The following is a 21,340-nucleotide window of genomic DNA, read 5'->3' as shown; positions in this document are numbered from 1 at the left end:
GACGCGGCCTGGCCCGCGAGGAGTGCAATCGATGAAGAGCGGCGAGACGGTGGTCATCGTGGGTGCTGGACAGGCCGGAGGCGAGCTGGCGACGCGCCTGCGGCAGCAGGGCAGCGAGGGGCGGATCGTCCTCGTGGGGGACGAGGCGCACCTGCCCTACCAGCGGCCCCCCCTGTCCAAGGGGTTCCTGCTCGGGAAGATGGGCCGGAACGAGCTCCACCTCAAACCCCAGGCGACCTACGAGCGCTTCTCCATCGAGCTCAAGCTCGGCACCCGCGTGGAGCGCATCGAGCGCGACGCGCACGAGGTCCTCCTCTCGGAGGGCAGCCGGCTGCGCTACGACAAGCTCGTGCTCGCCACGGGCGGCCGGGCGCGCCTGCTGTCGTTTCCGGGCGTCGACACCTCCCGGCTGGAGAACGTGTTCTCCCTGCGCTCCATCGCCGACGTGGAGGCGATGCACGGCCAGTTCGTGTCCGGACGCCACCTGGTGATCATCGGCGGCGGCTACGTGGGCCTCGAGGTCGCGGCGGCGGCCACCCAGCTCGGGCTGCGCGTGACGGTGGTGGAAGCCGCCCCCCGCATCCTCGCCCGCGTCACCGGCCCGGAGGTCTCCTCCTTCATCGAGGCCATCCATCGCGGACACGGCGTCGACTTCCGGCAGCTCGCGGGCGTGCAGGGCTTCGAACTCGATGAGTCCCAGCGCCGGGTGCGCCGGGTGAAGCTCACCCACGGTGGGGCGGAGGAAGCGCTCGAGGCGGATCTCGTCCTGGTGGGCATCGGCCTCATTCCCAACACGGAGCTGGCCGCCCAGGCGGGGCTCGCCGTGGACAACGGCATCGTCGTGGACGAGTACGCCCGCACGAGCGATCCCTCCATCCTCGCCATTGGCGACTGCGCGAACCAACCCAGCTCCTACACGGGCACCCGGGTGCGCCTCGAGTCCGTGCCCAACGCGCTCGAGCACGCGCGCGTCGCCGCCGCCACGCTCATGGGCAAGCAGGAGCCCTCCACCGCCACGCCCTGGTTCTGGTCGGAGCAGTACGACCTGAAGCTGCAGATGGTGGGGCTGTCCACGGGCTACGAGCGGTGCGTCACGCGCGGCTCCATCGAGAACCGGACCTTCTCGGCCTTCTATCTCAAGGACGGCCGCATCCTCGCCGCGGATGTCATTGGCCGGCCCGCGGACTTCATGGCGGCCCGGAAGATGGTCTCGAGCCGGACCCCCGTGGATGCCCAACGCCTCGCGGACGAGAGCGTTCCGCTCGCACAGTGCGCCGTGTAGCGCCCCCGCGCTGAAGCAACCCCAAGGAGAAGCCCATGCCCCGAATCACCTTCATCGAGTTCAATGGAACCGAGCACGTCGTCGAGGCCAAGACGGGCCAGTCCGTCATGCAGGCGGCGATGGACAATCTCGTGCCCGGAATCGTCGCGGAGTGCGGGGGATTCGCCAACTGCGCCACCTGCCACGCCTACGTGGATGAGAAGTGGCTGCCCAGGTTCCCGCCTCCGGAGTCGATCGAGCAGACCATGCTCGATTGTGCCTACCACCTCCAGTCCAACAGCCGGCTGACCTGCCAGCTCAAGGTGACCCCCGAGCTGGATGGACTGGTCGTCCGTCTTCCCGTCTCCCAGACCGAGTGAGCCTGTAGGCGTGGCTCGTGCGCATCCCGGACTTCCGCTCAGGTCGCTCCCGGCGTGCTGGTCAACGGGGTCTCCAGACAGGAGGTGAGGGCCCACAACCAGCGCGCCATGTCCTCGGGGGAATCGGGTGAGCGCCGATCCAGCCAGGACTCGAGCACGCCCATATAGGCGGAGATCAAGAAGCGGCTCAGGGTGGAAGCGGGCACCCCCTCGAGCCGGGGATGGGCGCTGGTGGTGAGGCCAGGCGCTATGAGCTGCTCGAGGATGTTGCGCAGCTGGACCGAGTAGGCGCGCATGCCGCTCTGGCCGAGCATGAGGTGATACAGCTCGGCGTGCTCGGCGGCGTGCCGGAACCACTCCACCAGCGCATGCTGGAGCAGGTCGGGCCCCGCGCTCACTTCCTGGCTCCTGAGCGCGAGCTCGGAGAGCATGTCCCGCATGATCTGCGTGAGCAGATCGTCCTTGTCACGGTAGTGCAGGTAGAAGGTGCTGCGGTTGAGCCGGGCGCGCCCGGTGATGTCCTGCACGCTGATGGTGTCGAAGCCCCGCTCACGGATGAGTCCGAGCAGCGCGTCGCGGAGCATGGCGCGGCTGCGGTGGACGCGCGGATCCACCGGCGCGGGCTCTGTCGGCATGGGCGGGACAGGAGCGCCTCGCGCCTGTCTGTTCGGTGGCTTGGGCATGGGGCAGGGCGGCCTGTGTAGCCGCGCCCCACCGGGCTTGCAACCCGCCACGCATGGGCTCAGCCCTCGTCGGACAGCCCGTACTCCTTGAGCTTGCGGCCCAGCGTGTTGCGGCCGATCCGCAGTGCCTTGGCCGCCGCCGTCCGGTTGCCCTTCACCAGCTCCAGCACGCGCAGGATGTGCCGCTTCTCCACCTCGGCCAGCGGCAACACGTTCCCGGGCTCGCCGTCCACCGCTCGCGGCTCGGTGGGCGGGGGGGCGGAAGCGGCGTCCACCACCTTGGGCAGGGGCAGGTGCTCCTCGAGGATCTCCCCCTCGCTGAGCACCACCGCGCTCTCGATGCAGTTCTCCAGCTCGCGCACGTTGCCCGGCCAGCGGTAGCGCTTGAGCCGCTCGAGCGCCAGGGCGTTCAGCCTCGGCTGGGGCAGGCGGTGGCGCCGCGCCGCCGACGCGATGAAGTGCCGTGTCAGCCGCTCGATGTCCTCGCCGCCCCGCTCGCGCAGGGGCGGCAACACCAGCTCCACCACCTTGATGCGGTAGTACAGGTCCTCGCGGAACTTCCCCTCGGCCACCATGCGGGCCAGGTCGCGGTTGGTCGCCGCGACGATGCGCACGTCCATCTTCAACGTCTGCGTGCCACCCACGCGCTCGAACTCGCGATCCTGCAACACGCGCAACAGCTTGCCCTGGACCGGCAGGGGCAGCTCACCGATCTCGTCGATGAACACCGTGCCGCCCTCGGCCGCCTCGAACTTGCCCGGCACCCGGTGGTCCGCCCCCGTGAAGGCGCCCTTCTCGTGGCCGAACAGCTCGTTTTCGATCAGCGTGGCGGGCAGCGCCGCGCAGTCCACCTTCACGAAGGGCTTGTCGCGCCTCGGCCCGTTCACATGCACCGCGCGGGCGAACAGCTCCTTGCCACACCCGCTCTCGCCCCGCAGCAGCACCGTGGCGTCCGTGGGCGCCGCCTTCTGGATGAGCCGGTAGATGACCTTGAGCGGCTCGGACTCGCCGATGATGCGGTTGAAGAAGTAGCCCACCGGCGCGTGGGGCTGCTCCTTGGCCCGTTGCAGCTCCTGGTACAGGCTGGTGCGCTGGAGCGCCTGGCTCACCTGGGTGGCGATGGCCTGGAGCCGCTGCACGTCGTCCTCGGTGAAGCGCTCGCCGCCGCGGCGGTTGAGCACCTGCAACACGCCGTAGAGCGTGCCGCCCGTGTCTCGCAGCGGCACCGCGAGGTTCGTCGTGGTGCGGTAGCCCGTCAGCCGATCGATGTCCGCGAAGAAGCGGCTCTCCCCACCGGGGGTGGGCATGTTGACGGGCTCGCCGTGCTGGGCCACCGAGCCCGCCACGCCCTGGCCGCGCTTCACCCGGATTTGAGACACCTCGGGCAGGTGCGCCGCGCGTGAGAAGAGCTCGTCGCGCGCCGGATCCAACAGCCACAACGTGCCCCGGTCCGCCTGCATCGTCACCGCGATGCGATCCACCAGCGTCTGGAGGAAGGCATCGAGATCGACCTCGCGGCCGACGAGTCCGCCGAGGGGGAGCAGCACCTGACTGACGTCCGGGGAGGTGGCCATGAAGGGAAGGGGGGGCAGCTCGAAGCGGGACAGCAGACTAGCGCAAGGCGAATCCATGTGTCCCTCCTGGCTCATGCGTGCGCCCCGGCCCCGAGCACGATGCGCTTGCCCTCGCGAGCCGGCTCGCTGGCGGCGAAGTACTGGCGGGCCTCCTCGGCCATGGCCTCCACCTGCTCGTCGTTGTGGGCGGGGTCATGGTGGAAGAGGAGCAGCCGGCGGGCGTGGACGGCCTGGGCCACCTGGGCCGCGTCCACCATGGTGGAGTGGCCCCAGCCCTTGCGAGGCGCCCCGCGCGAGCCGTTGTACTCGTCCGGGGTGTACTGCGCGTCCATGCACAGCGCGTCCACGCCCTCCATCCACCGCGCGTGGCGAGCGTCCAGCGTGGCGAGCGACATCTCCATGTCCGTGGCGTAGACGAAGGAGTGGCCATCCGCCTCGACGCGGTAGGCCAGGCACCCCTGGGGGTGGGGGGAGTCGAAGGGCGTCACGCGGAAGGGGCCCACCTCCACCGTGTGGCCATGCAGCGCCGAGCGGAACGCCATCCGTGCGCGCATGGTGGACAGGGGCACGGGGAAGTTGGGCGGCTCCATCTGCTTCGCCAGCACCGACGCCAGCGCCGAGTCCCCGTCCGGCCCCGGGCCATACAGCTCCAGCTCCGTCGTGGGCAGGTAGCCCGGGGCGAAGAAGGGGAAGCCCTGCACGTGATCCCAATGCAGGTGCGAGAAGAAGAGGGTGGCCTTGCGCGGCGCGCCCTCGCGCATCATCACCTCGCCCAGGGCGCGGATGCCCGTGCCGGCGTCGAGGATGAGCCGGTGCCCCTGGCTCGTCACCTCCAGGCAGGAGGTGTTGCCGCCAATGCCCGCCGCGTGCGCCCCCGACACCGCGATGCTTCCCCGGACTCCGTAGAAACGCACTTCCATGACGGCTCCTCCTCGCGAAAACGTGGGCGCTCCCGTGCGGGGCCGCCCTGGACGTTCCCTGGTCAGAGCAAGGACCCTGCCAAGGCCAAATGGCCGGAGTTGCTGGGAATCCCAGGCCTGTCTGGAGGGCGGGCGCTCCATTCCGGAGCACCGGGATGGGGCGGGCGCGCCGATTCGGATCGCCCATGGGGAGGGGTGCAGCTTGCTCCCCGGTGCCGGGGTTCTGCCCGCTGGCACCGCTACCGCCCTGGAGCCCTCCACAGGCCCGAACTGCGGCTGCCGTGTGCCGCTCCCCCCGCGCGCTCGTCCCTTGCTGTCGGGGCGCGCTTCCATACTCCGAATGGCCCCTCCAGGACCCTATAGGTCCTGACTCAATCGGAGGACGTAGCCATGCGTTTCCGAGCGTGCCTTGTACTTCTGCTCTTTGCCTCAGCCTGCGCTAGCGCGCCCGCCCCGCAGTCGATGCCACGGCCCCATTCCTTCGCGTCGACTCCCACCTCGGGCCCGCGCATCCGGCTCGTTTCCGCGCCGATGGAGCCGACACCGGATCGGTCGTGGATTGGAAAGGCGGACCTGGACAAGGCCAGGGCAATGCTGTCTCGGGCTCGCGAAGACATCGAGCCGCGTCAGTGGGAACAATTGGACCGCAAGCTCACCACGGCGGAACGGGCCTTCGAGCGCTTCTCCCGCGCCGCGAAAGCGAGCGGGCAAGCCGCCGAGGTGATGAGGGGGGCAGAAGGGGTCGCGCAGGCGGGACGCGCCAGGACGTTGGCTGAATTCCTCCCACGGGTGGGCCCGTTGCTGGTGGGCCTCGTCCTGCTCTATCCCGTCAGCACCGCCGGGTCGGAGATCGACCGTCGCCCGGAGTGGGTCGACGCTCAGCGGGAGTACGAGGCGCGGCTGCTGGACGTAGCGGAGGAGTCGCGGCGGCTCATGGAGGAATTTGAGCGTCAGGAGGCAGAGGAGGTCGTGCCGGACGTTGATTCGGACCCGGTTGCGGCGGTCACGGCTCCCACCCATTGGCGGAAAAAGACCAATCCAGCGACGGGTAGGAACTACACCAACGTGGAGGAGTACGACCGGGTCCCCCGCCACGCGGATCAGACCTGCAAGAACAGCCGGCTCGACGAGCTTCAGGAGGAGAAGGATCTGCTCAACCGGTCAGTCCCACCCCTCGATCCGAAGTCGCCCGGATCATGGAACGAGAAGAAGATGGCCAAGGTGCCGTGCTCCAGGATCCGGCAGCGTCTTGAAGCTCAGAAAAAGCTCCTGGAGAAGCGGTGGCAGATTCAGAAAGAATGCTTTGGAGGCAAGCCCGACCCGAGCCATGAGAACGCAATCACCGAAATAGAGAAGGCCTTCGCGAATACCAGGAAGCTTGAAGACCAGAATTGCGCCCCTGGTCATCCGATGGCGGAGCTATGAGCTATGTCGAAAGAACTCTTCTCAGCGATCGAACAGCACGATGCGTCCCGGGTCAAGGCGCTGTTGGCCGGTGGTGCCGATCCGAACGAGCCGCAGGCGCAGTGGCCGGGTTTGCGTCCGCTGCATGTGGCCATCAACGAACTCGCAGAGAGAGGCGGGCTCGACGTGCTCATGGCGCTCCTTGAGCACGGCGCGGACGTCAACGCATGGAACGTCGGGCGGGACGTGAGCCCCTTGTTGGTGGCGGTCTTCGAAGGCCAGCAGGCGGCAGTCGAAGCGCTCCTGAAGGCGGGGGCTGATCCCAACGTGCGTAGCAGCGAAGGGGACACGCCGCTGCGGGCGTGCGCGGGCGTGGGCGATCTAGGCATCGCCTCTCTCCTCCTGGGCGCGGGGGCCGCCAGGACGATCAACGAATGGGGCGGGCAGGCCGGATACACTGCGCTCGGGCTTGCGGCATCGCGGCTGGACATTCCGATGATGAGGCTGCTTCTCGACGCGGGCGCCGATCCAGAGGCTCCGGACGAGGACGACCGGCCCGCCCGCGACCGCCTGCCGCCGCGCGGTGCATCCGATTCCCAAATATGGGACGCCGCATTCGAACTGCTCCGGGGAGCGCAGGGCCGCAACCCGTAGAGGTAGAGTACCCGCGCATGAGCGACGATGATTCCCGCGAGCACCTGCTCGCCCGCGTCGAGTGCGCGGTACGCGGCGGCTTCGAGGACGAAGAGGAGCTGCTCGAGGAGCTCGAGCCGTGGGTGGAGGACGAGCTGGGCGAGTCCGACAGGGCCCTGGTGGAGACGCTGGACGCGCACGCCCGGATGCTCTTCCAGGCGCAGCGGTCTTCTACCATGGCCAGGACCTGGAGCGATGCGTCGCGGGCCAGGGGCTGATGCTGGCCTTCGGTGCCTACGAGGAAGACGCCGCGAAGCACGAGGCCACGAGCCTCGCCATCGCCCGGGAGGTGTGCGAGGTGCTCGGGCGCCACGGGGTGAGGACGGAGTGGAACGGCTCCGTCGGGGAGCGCATCCGGATTCCTCCCTTCGAGTGGCGCAAGCGCCAGTGGACCCAGGTGGCCCGCGCCTGACAGCTGAAGGCAGGTCAGGTGGGGGAGCAGGCGCGCGGGCTCTACACGATCAACCCATTTTCTCCAGCAACATCCGCAGCTCCTCCTGCTGCGCGGCGCTCAGGCGGCCGAGCCGCTCGCCGAACGCGTCCGACAACAGCTTCATGCCCTGGTTCATCACCTTGCGCCCGGCGGGCGTGAGCCGCAGCCGGTGGCGCCGCATGTCCGCGGCGTCGATCTCCCGGCTCACCAAGCCCGCGGCCTCGAGCCGCTTCACGTACACCGTCACCGTCGGCTTGGGCATGCTCAGGGTCACCGCCAACTCCGCGGGGTAGGGGTGCTCCTCCAGCGCCGCGAGCACGAACAACTCCTTGGTCTCCACCCCCAAGGTGGAGACGTCCGGGGTGACGTGGGAGATCACCGACATCAGCAGGCGGTAGCTCAGTGACCAGATCTTCGCCGGGTCGATTTTCGACATGGTCCGTTGCGCGGGAAATGGTTCAAAATTAAATTGGTTTAAGGCTGAATCATCTGGCCGACCCAAGGTAGCACATCCCCTGGAGCCCTCATGCCTCTTGATCATTATGTGACGCTCGGCCGCTCGGGCCTTCGTGTGAGTCCGCTGTGCCTTGGTGCGATGACGTTCGGGGAAGACCTCGGCTGGGGGTCCAGCGTCGAGGAGTCCCAGCGGATCATCGACCGGTACATCGAGCTCGGCGGCAACTTCATCGATACGGCGAACCTCTACACGAAGAGCCACTCCGAGAAGATCATCGGAGACCACGTCGGACGCCACCCCGACCGGCGCGACCGCCTGGTCATCGCGACCAAGTTCAGCGGAAACCTCTACCCGGGGGACCCGAACGGCGGCGGCTCCGGCCGCAAGTCCATCATCTCGGCGTGCGAGAACTCGCTGCGCCGCCTGCAGACGGACTACATCGACCTGTACTGGCTGCATAACTGGGACGTGCACACGCCCATCGAGGAGACGATGGCCGCGCTCGAGGATCTCGTCCGCGCGGGCAAGGTGCGCTACCTCGGCGTCTCCGACACGCCGGCGTGGAAGATCGTCGAAGCGAACATGCTGGCGCGCTTCCGCGGCTGGTCGGCGTTCGTCGGACTGCAGATTGAGTACTCGCTGCTGGAGCGTACCGTGGAGCAGGAGCTCGTGCCGATGGCGCGCGAGTTCGGTCTGGGCATCACGCCCTGGTCACCGCTCAAGAGCGGCGCGCTCAGCGGCAAGTACACGCGCGCGAACACGGGGCAGCAGAAGGGTGAACGGGGGATGCTCCTGGAGCCGTTCCTGAACGAGCGGACCTACGCCGTCGTGGACGTGCTGGAGGCCATCGCCCGGGCGCACGAGAGCACCGTGGCGCGCGTGGCGCTGGCGTGGGTGCAGGCGCAGCCGGGCGTGACGTCCACCATCATTGGCGCGCGGCGGCTCGCGCAGCTCGAGGACAACGTGAAGGGGGTGGACGTGAAGCTCACGGCCGAGGAGCTGGGCCGCCTCGATTCGCTCACGAAGCCCGCGTTCGGGTTCCCGCAGAACATGCAGCCGATGTTCCCCTCCATCCACAACGGGGGCACGACGGTGAACGGCACCTACGCGCCTCCGTCCGCCTTCGGAATCGAGAAGGGCGACAAGCCCTACTGACGGAGGGGCACCCACTCCCTCCTAATCCACGCTCACGGGCAGGCGCTGGAGGCCGTGCACGAGGATGCCCTCACGCCAGCGCAGCTCGGCGGGGTCCACCGCCAGGCGCAGGCGGGGCATGCGCTCCAACAGCAGGTTGATGGCGACCGTGGCCTCGAGCCGGGCCAGGGGGGCGCCCAGGCAGAAGTGGATGCCGAAGCCGAAGGCGATGTGCCGGTTGGGCTCTCGGCCGATGTCGAACCGCTCCGGGTCGCGGAACTGCTCGGGATCGTGGTCGGCCGACATCAGCGAGGCGAGGATGGGCTCTCCCGCGGGAATCACGTGGCCATGGAACTCGGTGTCCTGGAGGGCCCAGCGCTGGGTGGTGGTCTCCACCGGGCCGCGGTAGCGCAGCATCTCCTCCACCGCCGGCTCGATGAGGGCCGGGTTGGCGCGCAGCCGCGCCAACTGCTCCGGGTGTTGGAGCAGCGCCCAGACCCCGTTGCCAATGAGGTTCACCGTCGTCTCGTGGCCCGCCACCAGCAGCAGGAACAGCATGCTGATCAACTCGAGGGGCGAGAGCCGGTCTCCCTGCTCCTCCACGGACATGAGGGCGGTGAGCAGATCGTCCCGAGGCTCGGCCCGGCGCCGCTCCAGCAGCTTCTGGAAGTACTGGATGAACTCCATGCCGGCCTTCTGCATGGGCGCGAAGTCTCCATTGATGGGCGGGTTGATGACGATGTTCGTCCACTCGCGGAACTGCTCGCGGTCCTCCACCGGAACGCCGAGCAGCTCGGCGATGACGGTGATGGGCAGGGGGAAGGCGAAGGCGTCGAGCAGATCCACGGAGCCCTGGGCCCGCACGTCGTCCAGCAGCTCGTTCGTGATGGCGGTGACGCGCGAGCGCAGCTCCTCCACGCGGCGTGGGGTGAAGGCCTTGGACACGAGGGTGCGCAGCCGCGTGTGGTCTGGCGGATCCGCCATGAGCATGTGCTGGTTGATCGCCTCCATCGCGTCGGAGCGCGCCTGACGATCGCGGGCCTCCGCGGACAGCTTGCGCATGTCCTTGGTGAAGCGGGAGTCGCGGACCAACTCCACCGCGTCCTTGTAGCGGGTCACCACCCACACGGGGGTCCGCAGATGGGGATCGTACAGCCGGACCACGGGCGCCTCCTCCCGCATGCGTGCGTAGAGGGGCAGGGGGTTGGCGCGCGTCCGCGGCGCCCACAGGTCATAGCGAGGGTTGTTCGTGCTCAAGAGGGACTCTCCAGGTGGGAAGGAGCCGCGCCAGATCGTCTTTCCGTGCTTCGGTGCTTCACCGGCGACCGCGATGATTTGTCATTGAGGCGAGTGGGTCACAACCAACAAGCCCCCGCGGGGTGCCGCTTAATCGACACGCGCTCGCGAATGTCGAAGAAGTCCGCCGAAGGCGAGGCGGGGGTCGGGCAGGGCCGCTGCCCTCTAGGCCCGGCGCCAACGCGCCGCCAGCAGCGTCAGGGCCATGACTCCGCCCGCGCTCGCCACGGCCAGCAGGGGCCGACGCAGGCGCTCCGCGAGCGCGTCCAGCACTCCCGCTGTCACGTCCCGGGACATCCGCCGCACGGCCAGGGCATCCGCTTCCTGATTCCAGGCGCGCACCTGTTGCGTCAGCGCCCCGCTCGCCCCTCGCACCGCCGCGGCCGCCGTGCGCTCGGCGAGCGTCTCCGCGTCCTTCTGGAGCTGCGTGCCCAGGCCCGTCACGAGCCCTCGACCCACCGCTGATGCCACTTCCTCCCCCAGCGGGCCCGCCGCCCGAAGGTCCTCGGCGAACACCGGCACCGCGTCGTGCACCCGCCCCAGCGCCGCGTCCACCACTGCCTCGGTCATGGCCTGGGCGCGCTCCCTCGGCGTGCGGATCTCATCCGTGCGCGAGTGCGTGAAGTCGATGATCTCGTCCAGCAGGAGGTTGAACCTCTCGACGAGCGAGTGCATCGGCATGCCGCCGTCCTGCCATTCCCGCTCCAGCACATCCAACAGCCCCTGCATGGCCGAGGCCGCCATGGTCTGTGCCGTGGCCCCCGGGTCCACCCGCTCGTGCTCGGCGGCCTCGTGGAGCAGCCGGCCGAGCACCGTCAGCGCGTCCTGGACGATCGTGCGCAGTTGCGCGTCGAGTCCCGGCAGCTCCTTGCGCAAGCCGTCCGCCGCGCCCCCCACCACGCCCTTCGCGGCCTCGTGGGCGACCAGGCGTTCGAGCGATAGCGCCAGATGGCGGAGCGTCGCCACGGGACTCGAGGGCTGGTCCTTCGACATGCGTCCATCCTTCCGACGCGCCGCGCGTCGCCCGGGGAGACACCTGTCCTTGATGATGGGAACGGCCCTGGGCCGGGACAACCACCCCGGGGCCGCCCGGATTCCGCCCTTCGAGTGGCGCAAGCGCCAGTAGACCCAGGTGGCCCGCGCCTGACCATTCCGAAACCTTGGGGGAACCCACCCTGTACGGGAGGGAACTCTTCCTCGCATCAATTGATGCACGGACGGGTAGGGCATGATTCTGTTGTTTCACCGGCAGGAGCGACTCAAGGAGCCGAGCCATGGCGCGGGGGGGGCGCAGGGACATTGGCATCTGCTCATCCACCCAATTCCCCCGAAGCCCCGCTTGCCGCACTCGACACCCACCTTCGGGAGGATCTCATGAATCGCCGCGAAGCACTCACCACCCTCGCTGTCCTGACGCCCGCGGTCACGGCCGTTGCCGGTGGAAAACCCGTGACGGAGAACGAGAAGCCGGGTCCCGCCACAACGGCCGAGCCGCTGAAGCCTGGAGGCCACGCCCTCGCACCGCTTCCCTTCAATCCCACGAAGCTCAAGGGCCTGTCGGAGCGGCTGCTGCGCTCGCACCACGAGAACAACTACGGCGGCGCGGTGAAGAACCTCAACAAGGTGGAGGAGGAGCTCGCCCGGGTGGGCAAGGACACGCCGGGTTTCCTCGTGGGCGGCCTGAAGGAGCGGGAGCTCACCTTCACCAATTCGATGATCCTCCACGAGCACTACTTCGGGAACCTGGGCGGCGACGGGAAAGCCAGCGGTGCCATCGAGAAGGCCCTCGCGCGTGAGCATGGGAGCTTCGGCCGTTGGGAGGAGCTCTTCCGGGTGACGGGCATGAGTCTCTCTGGAGGCAGCGGCTGGGCCCTCCTCGACTTCAACCTCCACACCGGCGAGCTGCGGACTTATTGGTCCGGCAACCACACCCAGGCCGTCGCGTTCGGGATGCCGCTCCTCGTGATGGACATGTACGAGCACGCCTATGCCATCGACTACGGTGCCGCGGCGGCGAAGTACATCGACGCCTTCTTCCAGAACCTCCAGTGGGATGAGGTCAACCGCCGCTTCGAGCGCGCGCAGAAAGCCCATGCAGCGCTGAAGGCATGAGAGGGCCTCGTCCTTCCTCCAGCGTGACGCGGTGGTGGTGGGGCTCCTCTCCGCGCCCACGATGGGGCTGCTGCTTTCGCATCAGCTGAAGAGCGGCCTCATCTTTTCTTCCATATAAGAGATGAAAACCAGAACCTTTGGTGGCGTGAAGCCGTGTTTCTGAAACACGAAATGAATGGGTGTGTCCTCCATCGACCACTCCGGCATGACGACCTTTATACGCTTTGCTTCGATCTCCTCCCGGCAATTAGAGACAGGCAGGAGGGCAACGCCGGCTCCTTGCACCACCAGGGCTTTCACGGCAGTCACATTGTTCGAGAGAAACTTGCTCGCTGGTTCGAAAGTTGTTCTCGAGGATCCGGATTTCAACCGCCAACTGCGCATGGTGGGCTTGGGGACAAAGACCAGGCAGTTGTGTCTTCTCAGATCGCCTGGATCCCGAAGAGGGGGCGAACGTTTGATATACGCGGGACTCGCCACCAGATGAAAAACATCTCGACCGATTTTCTTCGCGCTCAGAGTTGAATCCAGCATCGGGCCAATGCGGATTGCGACATCGATGTCGTCAGTCACCAGATCGAGAATCTTGTCGGTCAGCATCATCTCGAGCGAGACTTCTGGATATGTCTCTAGAAATCCCACGAGGAGCGGCGCGAGGATGCTCGTCGCGAAATCGGAAGGAGCTGTAATGCGCAGGCACCCTCGAGGTTCAGCGCCTGCTGCTTGTGCCTGCTCGGTCGCCTTTTTGATTTCTGATAAACCTCTCGATGACTGCTCGTGAAACTGTTTTCCCATGTCCGTCAGCTGAATGTTTCTGGTCGTTCGTCTGAGAAGAGTCGTTCCCAAGTGAGACTCAAGCTCGGCGATCTTTTTCGAGATGGTCGATTTCGTGACACCAAGCTCCGCCGCGGCTTTCGAGAAACTGCCGATCTTTACGACCCGATTGAACATCATCACCGCATTCAGATCCACCTGGCTCCTCCTGGGAAACTGTTCGCCTCAAGAAACAAAGCGTTCACTCTATGGCGCCTTATCGAACCCCTCAAGCTCCGATAGGGTGGTGGATATCAACGGAACATGCAGCCGAACGCACAACGAATGAACGCAAAGTCTAGAAATCCAATCTTCTCAGTCGTCGTGGCGTTCGCACTGACGTCAACTGCCCAGGCGCAGATGCCTGGAATCAAATCAGCCGGAATCGATCACGTCGGAATCACGGTTCCCAACATGCGCGAGGCTGAAAAATTCTTTTCTGAGATATTCGGTTGTGTCGCCGTGACGAAAATCGGTCCCGTTGCGATGACGAACAGTTTGTCGAACGACCGGAAGACGCAGATCCCAGCCAGAGCGAAAAGCGTGACGATCAAGATGCTTCGCTGCGGTCACGGCTCCAATATCGAGCTCTTCGAGTATGAAGGCTCAAAAGGGAAAACAACCCCATCGGATCATGAAGACCTGGGTGGCCACCACCTTGCTTTCTATACAGACGATGTCAAGGCGGGGGTTGCCTACTTGAAGTCGAAGGGCATCACCGTGGTGGGGGAGCCGATGACAATGACTTCGGGCGATACGTCAGGCGAAACATGGGTCCACTTCTTCACTCCATGGGGTCTTGAGATGGAGTTGGTGGGCTCTCCAGAAGGGAAAGCCTACGAGAAGCGGGCACCGGTGAAGCTTTGGTCCCCGAAGCATCCAGCCAATTGAGCGGGAACATCTGGCTCAAACAGCACTCATTGAAAGACTCAGCCGTATTGACGCTTGCCACATGACAAGGGAAAAAACCATGCATCCCGTGAAATCCACCGCCTCCCTCGCTGTCGCCCTCCTGCTCTCCGCCTGTGACGTGACCACCCCCGCTGAGCCGTTCGAGCCCGCTACGGACTCCACCGCGCTGACCTCTGCCACCTCACGGGGGTGCGCCTTCTCCATTACCCACCAGCAGGCGAGCTCGAGCTCGCATCCGCCCCGGTTCGAGCCCGTGATCACCCGACAGGCCTCCCCCACGTGCCCATGGCCGAGCGCGAGTGTGGTGCTCGCGGGCTCGTACTCGGAGCCCGACCTGTCGATTGCCGCGAACGACCTCGGGGTCGCCGTCAGCTACACGTACCGGTACTCGCCGAGCGGCTCCTCCGGCATATACCTGGAGTTGCTGCACCTGACGCCGGACACGCTCTCGGTGGTGCGCTCCACGACGATCGTGGCGCTTGACGGGTTCCGCTTGTCGTACGTCTCCCTCGGGGAGATGTCCATCCTGGCCGATGGCACCACCCTCCAGGTTCAGGGGAACAAGGACGGCACCATCCCGATCGAGACCGGGAGCGGCTCCAACTACATCGCCACCTATCCGGACTTCTTCACCAGCACCACGGTTCCCACCGTCGTGGCCTACTGAGACGCTCCGCTTTCAGACGCACCGCCGAGCGAGGGGCGTCACCCTCCACCGCGTGTGGCGAGGCGGCTACTACATCCGTAGCCGACTCAACGGCTTCGTCCTGGATAGCTGGGGTCTGAACCGGAAAGTCAGCGCCCCGGTGTGCGTGGGGGAGCCCAATGGCGGGGCCAGCGCGGCACGAGAAAACACCACGGGCCCATCACACCGGCCGATGCTCGGGTGATAGACGTGCTTCTCACGCGCAGACATCCGTCAAGGAGCGGTCAGTCAAATGCTGAAACGACTTCTTCCAAGTGCCCTGTTTTCATTTTTCGGAGCCATCATCGGCCTGGTCGTATGCGCGTTGCTGACACCGGTATTTTGGAAGCTCGAAGGAATGCTGGGTCTTGAGCTCGCCGGTCACTCGGGCCCTGCTGAGTGGTTGCTGGTAAGCTTCGCGGCTGTGTTCGCCTTGTTGGGATTCGCCGTCGCCTTCAGGCTTGTACGGACTTGAAAGGTCAGTGACTCCTTCCACGGCATGATGGCCGTGCGCGAGCAGGTGGCGGACTTCATGCGTGAGCTGGAACGCGCCCAACGAGCAGGCCCGGCTGGAGGACTTCCGGCAGGGCTGCTCCATCCTCCGCGAGCTGCTCGTGCGGCTGTGAGTAGGCGGACGGTGTGCCGCAGGGTGACTCGTCGCGCCCTGCTAGCAGAGCCCAGCCCAGCGAACGTACATATCGCCGATGTGGTTGCAGACATAGCCACTGGGGCAGGTGGGATAACCACGGACCCAGTACTCACCATTCGACCAGAACACCTGGCTGTTCGTGTCGAAGTGGTGGCCGTAATGCAGGGTTTCGAGGAGCAGGCTGGACGTGGACGGCGACGAGTAGACGCCGAGATCGCCCCAGCAGACCATGTAGACGGCCTGCTGATGGACCCCGCGCTCCGGTTCGGCCGTGGGCTGCTGCGAGTCCGAGGGCCGAGGCGTCTCCTCCGTCGTCTCCTCGGGCGCTCCACCGCACCCCATGCCGAACAGCGTGGCACCACCCACAAGACACACGAGCATTCGCAGGTTCTTCTTCATTGGATGTTCTCTCCGCGAGGGGAAGTGATGATGCCCCGCGTCGTGAGCGGCCCGGGGCTCATGCGAAAAGGGATTGATCCGACGCGACCGTCATGGATCAACCCACGGCGCGAGATGCTCGGTGAGCCTCGAGGAACGAACACGCGCCAAGGCTCACAACCGGAAGCCCGAGAGGGCCTCGGTCAACCGCGCCGTCGTGCTGCGCAGCTGCTCGGCGGACTGGCGCATGGCGGCCACCGACACCACCGCCTTGTCCGTCGTGCGTGACAGCTCGTTCACCGCCGAGAAGATCTGCCCCAGGCCCTGGTGCTGCTGCTTCACCACCCCGACGATGCTCCGCAGGCTGATGCTCGACTCCTGGAGTATCCGGGTGAGCTCCTCCAGGCGCTCGCCTCCCGTGCGCACCTGCTCGAGCTCCGCCTCCATCCGGGCGCGGCCTTGCGCGGTGATGGCCACCGTGTTGCGCATGGCTCCACTCGAGCGCCTGAGCTGCTCGCGCACCGCCACCGTCTCCTTCACCGAGCGGTCCGCCAGCGAGCGGATCTCCACCGCCACCACCCGGAAGCCCTGTCCTTCCGGCCCCGCCCGCGCCGCCTCGATGCCCGCCGTCAGCGCCAGCACGTGACTCTGCTCGGCCAGGTCCCGCACCGTCTCCGTCAGCGTGGACACCTTCACGCTGTGTTCGGCCAGCTCCACCACGTGCCGCGCGATGGCATCGAACTGTCCGCGCAGCTCCTGGATGCCCCGCAGGCTCCCGGTCAGCACCTCCATGCCGGAGCGACCCACCTCGTCGGCCCGCTCGGCCGTGCTCAGCACGCCCTCCACCTGCCGCTCCGCCAGCTCGGAGGTCTGGCTGATCTCCTCGGCCACCACGTTCGTCCGCGTCACCGCCGCCGCCTGCCGCTCGATGCTGCGCCCCTGCTCGTCCGCCGCGCTCGCCAGCCGCTCCACCGCCTCGGCCATCTCCTGGCCCGCCTGGCGCACCGCCAGCATCAGCTCGCGCAAGTGCGACACCATCTGCCCGAGGATGCGCGAGAGCTGGCCGATCTCGTCCTCGCCGGCAGTGGCCAGTTGCAAGGACAGGTCTCCCTTCTCCACCTGCCGTGCCGCCACCATCAACTCCTTCAGGGGCCGGGTGATGGAGCGCGCCACCGCGGCGAGGAACACGAGCAGGAAGAGTCCGAGCCCCCCATCCACCGCCGCGAGTCCCCACCGGGCCCGCCGCAGTGTGCGCGCCACCTCGGACTCCAGCTCGCTGGAGCGCAGGCGCAGGCTGTTGGCCGCCGCCTCGAGCAGCTCGGCCAGCCGCGCGTAGCGGCGCGTGTGGGCCCCCGCCAGGAAGTCCGCGAGCACCCGGCTCCGCTCCGCCTCGGAGACGGCGAAGACGCGTGTACGCACCGCCCGGGCGTACCCCTCCCAGGCCACGCGCGCGTCCTCGACGTACAGGCGGGCATCCGGGGCATCCGTCACCGACAGCGCTCGCTCGAAGCGCGCGTCCACGCCCGCGGCGATCTCCTCCCACTGCCTGACGAGCTGCCGCGCCCCGTCCTCGCTGGAGGGCGCGAGCATGAGGTGCAGGACCGCGCGCGCGGCGTGCAGCTCTCCCAGCAGGGCCTGGACCGTGTCGTACGTCTCCGCCTGAAGCTTGAGCTCCTGGTGCACGGGACCGCCGACCTGGAACCGGTCCAGCGTGGACTCCTGGACCAGGTGGCTCGTCACGAACACCGCGAGGATGATGACGAGGAGCAGCGAGAGCTTGTGACGGACCGTCAATCGGCGCAGCAAGGGCATGGCGCTCAGTGCACCTCTCGGACGGGAATGAAGGAGCGCGCGACGATGGCCTGGCCCTCGGGCGACATCACATAGTCGAGGAAGTCCTTGAGCGGCCCGTCGGGCACGCCCCGGGTCGCCAGCACCATCGGCCGGGACAGCGGGTATTCCGCCGTGCGAATCGAATCGGGCCCTGGCGCCACGCCGTCCAAGGACAGCACCCGGACGCCCTGGACGTCAGGCGCCAGCGTCCCCCACGAGAGCGCGTGCGGATGCGAGGCCACGTAGGACTGCACCTCGCGCGGGTGCTCGAAGGCATGGGTGGGCGCGAACGGGGCGCCCTCCAGCACCGTCTCCCGGAAGAAGTCCGTCGTGCCCGAGCCGGTGGACAGCTTCACCGTCACCAGCTCCACGGGCGCATCCAGTCCACCCACGTCCTTCCAGTTCTTCAGCTGGCCGGTGAAGAATGCCTTGAGCTGGGCCCGGCTGAGGGCGGTGACCGGATTGTCCGGGTGGACGTACACCGCGAGCGCGGCATACCCGATGATCACGTAATAGGGGTGCCGGGCCTTCTCCGTGCTCCGGAGCGAGCGCGCCAGGCCGCTCACGTCCGCGCGCCCCTCCATCAGGAGGTTGAAGCCCTCCGCGGAGCCCACATAGTGCTTCGCCTCGACGGGAGGACCTCCCCGACGGACGAAGCCCTCGCTGAGCGGTGACAGGATGGTGTCGCCGATGCTGCCGGAACCCGCGTAGACGAGGGGCGTGTGGGACCTGGCCGGCCGCTGGCAACCCGGGCCACTCCCGAGCAGCAGCGCCAGCCCGAGCACCCACGCGAGGGACCTCGCCCCGAGGCGGGCCCCGGGAGTCTGGACATTGGAGACGAACAGAACGGCGGGGGAGTGTAACGAATGGAGCACGGGCACGGTGCACACGGGGAGTACGAGCGGAGCGGACGGGCCGACCTGTCCACCCACCCTCCTGCGAACTCCGTCGAAGGGCAACCACGAAGCGCGGGTGTGGACAGCGTGTCCGGGCCCCGGCGCGGGGCGAGCACTTCCTGGCCGCGGCGGTAGAGTGCCTGCTCATGAGCGACGATGATTCCAGCGAGCACCTGCTCGCCCGCGTCTCTACCGCGGGAAGCCAGTTCCAGGGGGGATTTCATCGTGAGGAAGACACATGCGTGGACGACTTGTCGTGCGAGGAATGCTGCGGGGGCTCGTGGTGGCCCTGCTGGTGTGCATGGGCCCGGCGTGGGGCTCGACGCCGTTTCAACGGGGCATGGTGAGCATCACGCTGGATGACGGCCTGAGCTCGCAGTACACGACGGCGCGCCCGGCCCTCAATGCCCGCGGCATCGCCGCCACCTACTTCCTCATCACCCAGAACATCCGCGGCGGGTTCTCGGGATACCTGACCGTGCCGCAGGTGCAGACGCTCATCACCGAGGGCAACGAGATCGGCTCTCACACCATCACCCATCCGGATCTCACCACCCTGACCGCCAACGCCCTGGAGATCGAGCTGCATGACTCGCAGGCCTGGTTGAAGTCGCAGTTCGGATTGTCCTCGGTGCCCTCGTTCGCCTCGCCCTACGGCGCCTACAACCCGAGCGTGCTGAGCACGATCTCGAAGTACTACGGCAGCCACCGCACGGTGAACGGCGGCCAGAACTTCAAGGACTCGAACATCCTGCAATTGCGCTCCTATGACGTGCACACGGGCGTCTCGGTGGACACGGTGCGCTCGTGGATCGACGCCGCCGCCGCTGACGGCAGCTGGCTCATCCTCACCTTCCACCAGATCGTGACCGGCACGGCGAGCTCGTCCACGGAGTATGGCGCCACCGACTTCGCGGCCATCCTCGATGCCGTCAAGGCGAGGAACGTGGACATCGTCACCGTCTCCGAGGGCCGGGCGCGCATGGATGGGTCGACGGGCGAAGCCGCGGGCGACACGTCCGTCTATGCCGATGCCCTGGGCGATGGCTTCTCGGACAGGAGCTACACCCCGCACAACCTCGACAACCGCACCGTGGTGCGCACGGGCCTGGCGTCCCTCTCCGCCGAGCTCAACACGTGGAACGCCGTCTACCTCCACCACATCTCGGGGCTCCCCGCGTCCCAGTACACGTCCCTCGAGCTGTGGGTGCATGGGGGCACCGCGGGCGGGCAGGGCGTGCGGCTGCTGGCGTACGATGGCTCGCAGAAGCTCGGCTCGGTGCGGCTGGATACGGTGATGGGCCATGCCATCCAGGCGGGCACCTGGCAGCAGGTCATCGTCCCGTTGAGTTCCATCGGCGTGTCCTCCACGAGCACCGTGAGGGATCTCTACCTCCAGGACGACACGGGCACGAACCAGAGCACGGTGTACTTCGACGACATCCGGCTGCTGCGCTCCAGCACGCCGCCGCCCACGAATCCTCCCACGGAGCCGACGCCGACGCCCGCCTTCACCCTCTACGCGGACAGCCTCCACACCACGTTCAAGGACCGGAGCTGGGCCACGCGCAACCTGGCCGCGACCCACCTCGTCCACTCGGGCACGTCGGCCATCTCCTTCGAGCCGGATTCCTGGAAGGCCCTCCTCTTCAACACCACCACGCGGGTGGACCTGAGCCTCTACAAGACCCTGTCGTTCTGGGTGCATGGGGGCACCACGGGCGGACAGATCGTGCGGGTGCTGCTCAAGGAGGATGGCTCGACCGAACTGGGAGGCATGCGCTTCGACGTGGCGTTGGGCCACGCCATCAAGCCGGGCGTGTGGGAGCAGGTTCTCATCCCGCTCGGTTCCCTGGGCGCGAGCAGCCGGCTGCTCCAGGAGATCTACTTCCAGGATCAGTCCGGCAAGGACCAGGGCACGCTCTACCTCGACGACATCCAACTGCTGCCCTGAGCACGGGCGCGGCACGTGGCTCGTGCTGCGCCTTGGCCAGCGTCCCTGCTCAGCGAGCGTTACCCTCGCTGAGCCATCCACCGGTCGCGCGCGGCCCACAAGGCCTCGCAGGCGGCCACGGCGCCCGTCTGCAGCTTCACCTCGACCACGTCCGAGATGTCGGTGCGCCCCGGGTTGATCTCCACCGTTGGACGCTTGCGCGCCACCGCCTCGAGCACGGGCCCGTCGATGTAGGGGAACAGACTCGAGGTCCCGATGGAGAACACCATGTCGAAGCCCGTCGCGAGCTCCTGCTGGAGACGCATCACCTTCGTGGGGGGCAGCATCTCCTCGAAGAGCACGACCTCGGGGCGCAGCAGCGCGCCACACTGAGGGCAGTCCGGACACGGCTCCAGGTTCGAGTAATCCACCACGCGCTCGGTGAAGGAGCACCGCGTGCAGCGCAGCTCGTGGATGTCACCGTGGATGTCGATGACGTTCTTCGAGCCCGCCGCCCGGTGGAAGCCGTCGACGTTCTGCGTGAGCACCCAGCAGCGCTCGAAGCTCTCCTCGAAGCGCGCCAGGATTTCATGGGCGCGGTTGAAGGTCGCCCCCCGGCAGGCGCGCTCGATCTGGTGGATGTGATGCCACGTGAGCTCGGGCCTGCGCCGGAACGTGCTCGCCGAGAGCGCCACCTCGATGGGCAGCCCCTCGTCCGTCGTCTTGCCGTTGTAGAGTCCTCCAATGCCGCGATAGGTGGGGACACCCGACTCCGCCGAGATTCCAGCGCCCGTGATGAACAGCACACTGCGGGCTCGGGACAGATGCGTGATGATGCGCTCGATCTCCTGGTCCATGAGGAGAGCGTCGCAGCCGGACGGCTCGCTCGCAAGG

General features: G+C 67.1%; 24 protein-coding genes. 13 read left to right on the top strand and 11 right to left on the bottom strand.

Annotated elements, in window-relative coordinates; all coding sequences use genetic code 11:
- Positions 1-31: 31 nt before the first annotated feature.
- Both F0U63_RS26080 and F0U63_RS26075 read left to right on the top strand, forming a co-directional pair.
- Entirely contained in the window at positions 32-1,282 is a 1,251-nt protein-coding gene (locus F0U63_RS26080) for an NAD(P)/FAD-dependent oxidoreductase (protein WP_395833513.1), read from the top strand.
- A 35-nt stretch (positions 1,283-1,317) separates the two neighbouring features.
- The gene (locus F0U63_RS26075; RefSeq protein WP_395833511.1) at positions 1,318-1,641 is read left to right on the top strand and encodes a 2Fe-2S iron-sulfur cluster-binding protein; all 324 of its coding nucleotides are present in this window, start codon (positions 1,318-1,320) and stop codon (positions 1,639-1,641) included.
- A gap of 38 nt (positions 1,642-1,679) precedes the next feature.
- On the opposite strand, the gene F0U63_RS26070 is transcribed toward F0U63_RS26075, so the two are convergent.
- From F0U63_RS26070 to F0U63_RS26060, 3 genes are all read right to left on the bottom strand, one after another.
- Entirely contained in the window at positions 1,680-2,276 is a 597-nt protein-coding gene (locus tag F0U63_RS26070; protein ID WP_395833509.1) for a TetR/AcrR family transcriptional regulator, read from the bottom strand.
- A 107-nt stretch (positions 2,277-2,383) separates the two neighbouring features.
- Positions 2,384-3,955 (bottom strand): sigma 54-interacting transcriptional regulator, encoded by a 1,572-nt coding sequence (locus tag F0U63_RS26065; RefSeq protein ID WP_395833507.1) that lies wholly within the window; start codon positions 3,953-3,955, stop codon positions 2,384-2,386.
- 14 nt (positions 3,956-3,969) lie between these two features.
- A complete protein-coding gene (locus tag F0U63_RS26060; RefSeq protein ID WP_395833505.1) occupies positions 3,970-4,818 on the bottom strand; it encodes an MBL fold metallo-hydrolase in 849 nt (282 codons plus the stop codon).
- Between the two features lie 639 nt (positions 4,819-5,457).
- On the opposite strand from F0U63_RS26060, the gene F0U63_RS26055 reads away from it, so the two are divergent.
- Genes F0U63_RS26055 through F0U63_RS26040 form a run of 4 tightly spaced genes read left to right on the top strand, consistent with a single transcriptional unit; the run spans position 5,458 to position 7,327 of the window.
- The gene (locus F0U63_RS26055; protein ID WP_395833503.1) at positions 5,458-6,243 is read left to right on the top strand and encodes a hypothetical protein; all 786 of its coding nucleotides are present in this window, start codon (positions 5,458-5,460) and stop codon (positions 6,241-6,243) included.
- 3 nt (positions 6,244-6,246) lie between these two features.
- A complete protein-coding gene (locus F0U63_RS26050; protein WP_395833501.1) occupies positions 6,247-6,876 on the top strand; it encodes an ankyrin repeat domain-containing protein in 630 nt (209 codons plus the stop codon).
- A gap of 17 nt (positions 6,877-6,893) precedes the next feature.
- The gene (locus F0U63_RS26045) at positions 6,894-7,133 is read left to right on the top strand and encodes a hypothetical protein (RefSeq protein WP_395833499.1); all 240 of its coding nucleotides are present in this window, start codon (positions 6,894-6,896) and stop codon (positions 7,131-7,133) included.
- Complete coding sequence (locus F0U63_RS26040; protein ID WP_395833497.1) at positions 7,133-7,327, top strand: DUF6891 domain-containing protein; 195 nt, start codon at positions 7,133-7,135, stop codon at positions 7,325-7,327. The genes F0U63_RS26045 and F0U63_RS26040 overlap by 1 nt, the downstream gene beginning before the upstream one ends.
- 49 nt (positions 7,328-7,376) lie before the next feature.
- Here F0U63_RS26040 and F0U63_RS26035 read toward each other — a convergent pair whose 3' ends face one another.
- The gene (locus F0U63_RS26035) at positions 7,377-7,784 is read right to left on the bottom strand and encodes a MarR family winged helix-turn-helix transcriptional regulator (RefSeq protein WP_395833495.1); all 408 of its coding nucleotides are present in this window, start codon (positions 7,782-7,784) and stop codon (positions 7,377-7,379) included.
- A 90-nt stretch (positions 7,785-7,874) separates the two neighbouring features.
- On the opposite strand from F0U63_RS26035, the gene F0U63_RS26030 reads away from it, so the two are divergent.
- The gene (locus F0U63_RS26030) at positions 7,875-8,960 is read left to right on the top strand and encodes an aldo/keto reductase (RefSeq protein WP_395833493.1); all 1,086 of its coding nucleotides are present in this window, start codon (positions 7,875-7,877) and stop codon (positions 8,958-8,960) included.
- A 21-nt stretch (positions 8,961-8,981) separates the two neighbouring features.
- On the opposite strand, the gene F0U63_RS26025 is transcribed toward F0U63_RS26030, so the two are convergent.
- Positions 8,982-10,196, bottom strand: a complete 1,215-nt coding sequence (locus F0U63_RS26025) for a cytochrome P450 (RefSeq protein ID WP_395833491.1) — start codon at positions 10,194-10,196, stop codon at positions 8,982-8,984.
- A gap of 204 nt (positions 10,197-10,400) precedes the next feature.
- Positions 10,401-11,228: a hypothetical protein gene (locus F0U63_RS26020; protein ID WP_395833490.1), complete on the bottom strand. Its 828-nt coding sequence runs from the start codon at positions 11,226-11,228 to the stop codon at positions 10,401-10,403.
- On the opposite strand from F0U63_RS26020, the gene F0U63_RS26015 reads away from it, so the two are divergent.
- Together F0U63_RS26015 and F0U63_RS26010 are read left to right on the top strand one after the other, a co-directional pair.
- Positions 11,227-11,361 carry a hypothetical protein gene (locus F0U63_RS26015; RefSeq protein WP_395833488.1) on the top strand — a complete coding sequence of 45 codons (135 nt, stop codon included), beginning with the start codon at positions 11,227-11,229 and terminating at the stop codon, positions 11,359-11,361. The genes F0U63_RS26020 and F0U63_RS26015 overlap by 2 nt on opposite strands.
- Before the next feature lie 248 nt (positions 11,362-11,609).
- Entirely contained in the window at positions 11,610-12,347 is a 738-nt protein-coding gene (locus F0U63_RS26010) for a superoxide dismutase (RefSeq protein WP_395833486.1), read from the top strand.
- Positions 12,348-12,428: 81 nt separating this feature from the next.
- On the opposite strand, the gene F0U63_RS26005 is transcribed toward F0U63_RS26010, so the two are convergent.
- Entirely contained in the window at positions 12,429-13,319 is an 891-nt protein-coding gene (locus tag F0U63_RS26005) for a LysR family transcriptional regulator (protein ID WP_395833484.1), read from the bottom strand.
- 105 nt (positions 13,320-13,424) lie between these two features.
- On the opposite strand from F0U63_RS26005, the gene F0U63_RS26000 reads away from it, so the two are divergent.
- The 3 genes from F0U63_RS26000 (at position 13,425) to F0U63_RS25990 (ending at position 15,232) form a co-directional block, all read left to right on the top strand.
- A complete protein-coding gene (locus F0U63_RS26000) occupies positions 13,425-14,051 on the top strand; it encodes a VOC family protein (protein WP_395833482.1) in 627 nt (208 codons plus the stop codon).
- Between the two features lie 79 nt (positions 14,052-14,130).
- The gene (locus F0U63_RS25995; protein WP_395833480.1) at positions 14,131-14,739 is read left to right on the top strand and encodes a hypothetical protein; all 609 of its coding nucleotides are present in this window, start codon (positions 14,131-14,133) and stop codon (positions 14,737-14,739) included.
- Between the two features lie 271 nt (positions 14,740-15,010).
- Positions 15,011-15,232, top strand: coding sequence for a hypothetical protein (locus F0U63_RS25990; protein ID WP_395833478.1), 222 nt, complete (start codon positions 15,011-15,013; stop codon positions 15,230-15,232).
- A 192-nt stretch (positions 15,233-15,424) separates the two neighbouring features.
- Here the strand turns inward: F0U63_RS25990 and F0U63_RS25985 are convergent, their stop codons facing one another.
- The 3 genes from F0U63_RS25985 to F0U63_RS25975 form a co-directional block, all read right to left on the bottom strand.
- On the bottom strand, positions 15,425-15,805 hold the full coding sequence (locus tag F0U63_RS25985) for a hypothetical protein (protein ID WP_395833476.1): 381 nt from the start codon (positions 15,803-15,805) through the stop codon (positions 15,425-15,427).
- Positions 15,806-15,958: 153 nt separating this feature from the next.
- Positions 15,959-17,596, bottom strand: coding sequence for a methyl-accepting chemotaxis protein (locus F0U63_RS25980; protein WP_395833474.1), 1,638 nt, complete (start codon positions 17,594-17,596; stop codon positions 15,959-15,961).
- 5 nt (positions 17,597-17,601) lie between these two features.
- The gene (locus F0U63_RS25975; RefSeq protein WP_395833473.1) at positions 17,602-18,549 is read right to left on the bottom strand and encodes a substrate-binding domain-containing protein; all 948 of its coding nucleotides are present in this window, start codon (positions 18,547-18,549) and stop codon (positions 17,602-17,604) included.
- A gap of 202 nt (positions 18,550-18,751) precedes the next feature.
- Here F0U63_RS25975 and F0U63_RS25970 point away from each other — a divergent pair, with 202 nt between their 5' ends.
- Positions 18,752-20,467 (top strand): polysaccharide deacetylase family protein, encoded by a 1,716-nt coding sequence (locus tag F0U63_RS25970; protein WP_395833471.1) that lies wholly within the window; start codon positions 18,752-18,754, stop codon positions 20,465-20,467.
- A gap of 59 nt (positions 20,468-20,526) precedes the next feature.
- Here F0U63_RS25970 and F0U63_RS25965 read toward each other — a convergent pair whose 3' ends face one another.
- Positions 20,527-21,303, bottom strand: a complete 777-nt coding sequence (locus F0U63_RS25965) for an SIR2 family NAD-dependent protein deacylase (RefSeq protein ID WP_395833469.1) — start codon at positions 21,301-21,303, stop codon at positions 20,527-20,529.
- Positions 21,304-21,340 lie beyond the last annotated feature (37 nt).

The sequence above is a fragment of the Cystobacter fuscus genome (assembly GCF_044360685.1).
GTDB classification, from domain to species: domain Bacteria; phylum Myxococcota; class Myxococcia; order Myxococcales; family Myxococcaceae; genus Cystobacter; species Cystobacter fuscus_C.
This window is presented reverse-complemented; position numbering and strand designations above follow the sequence as displayed.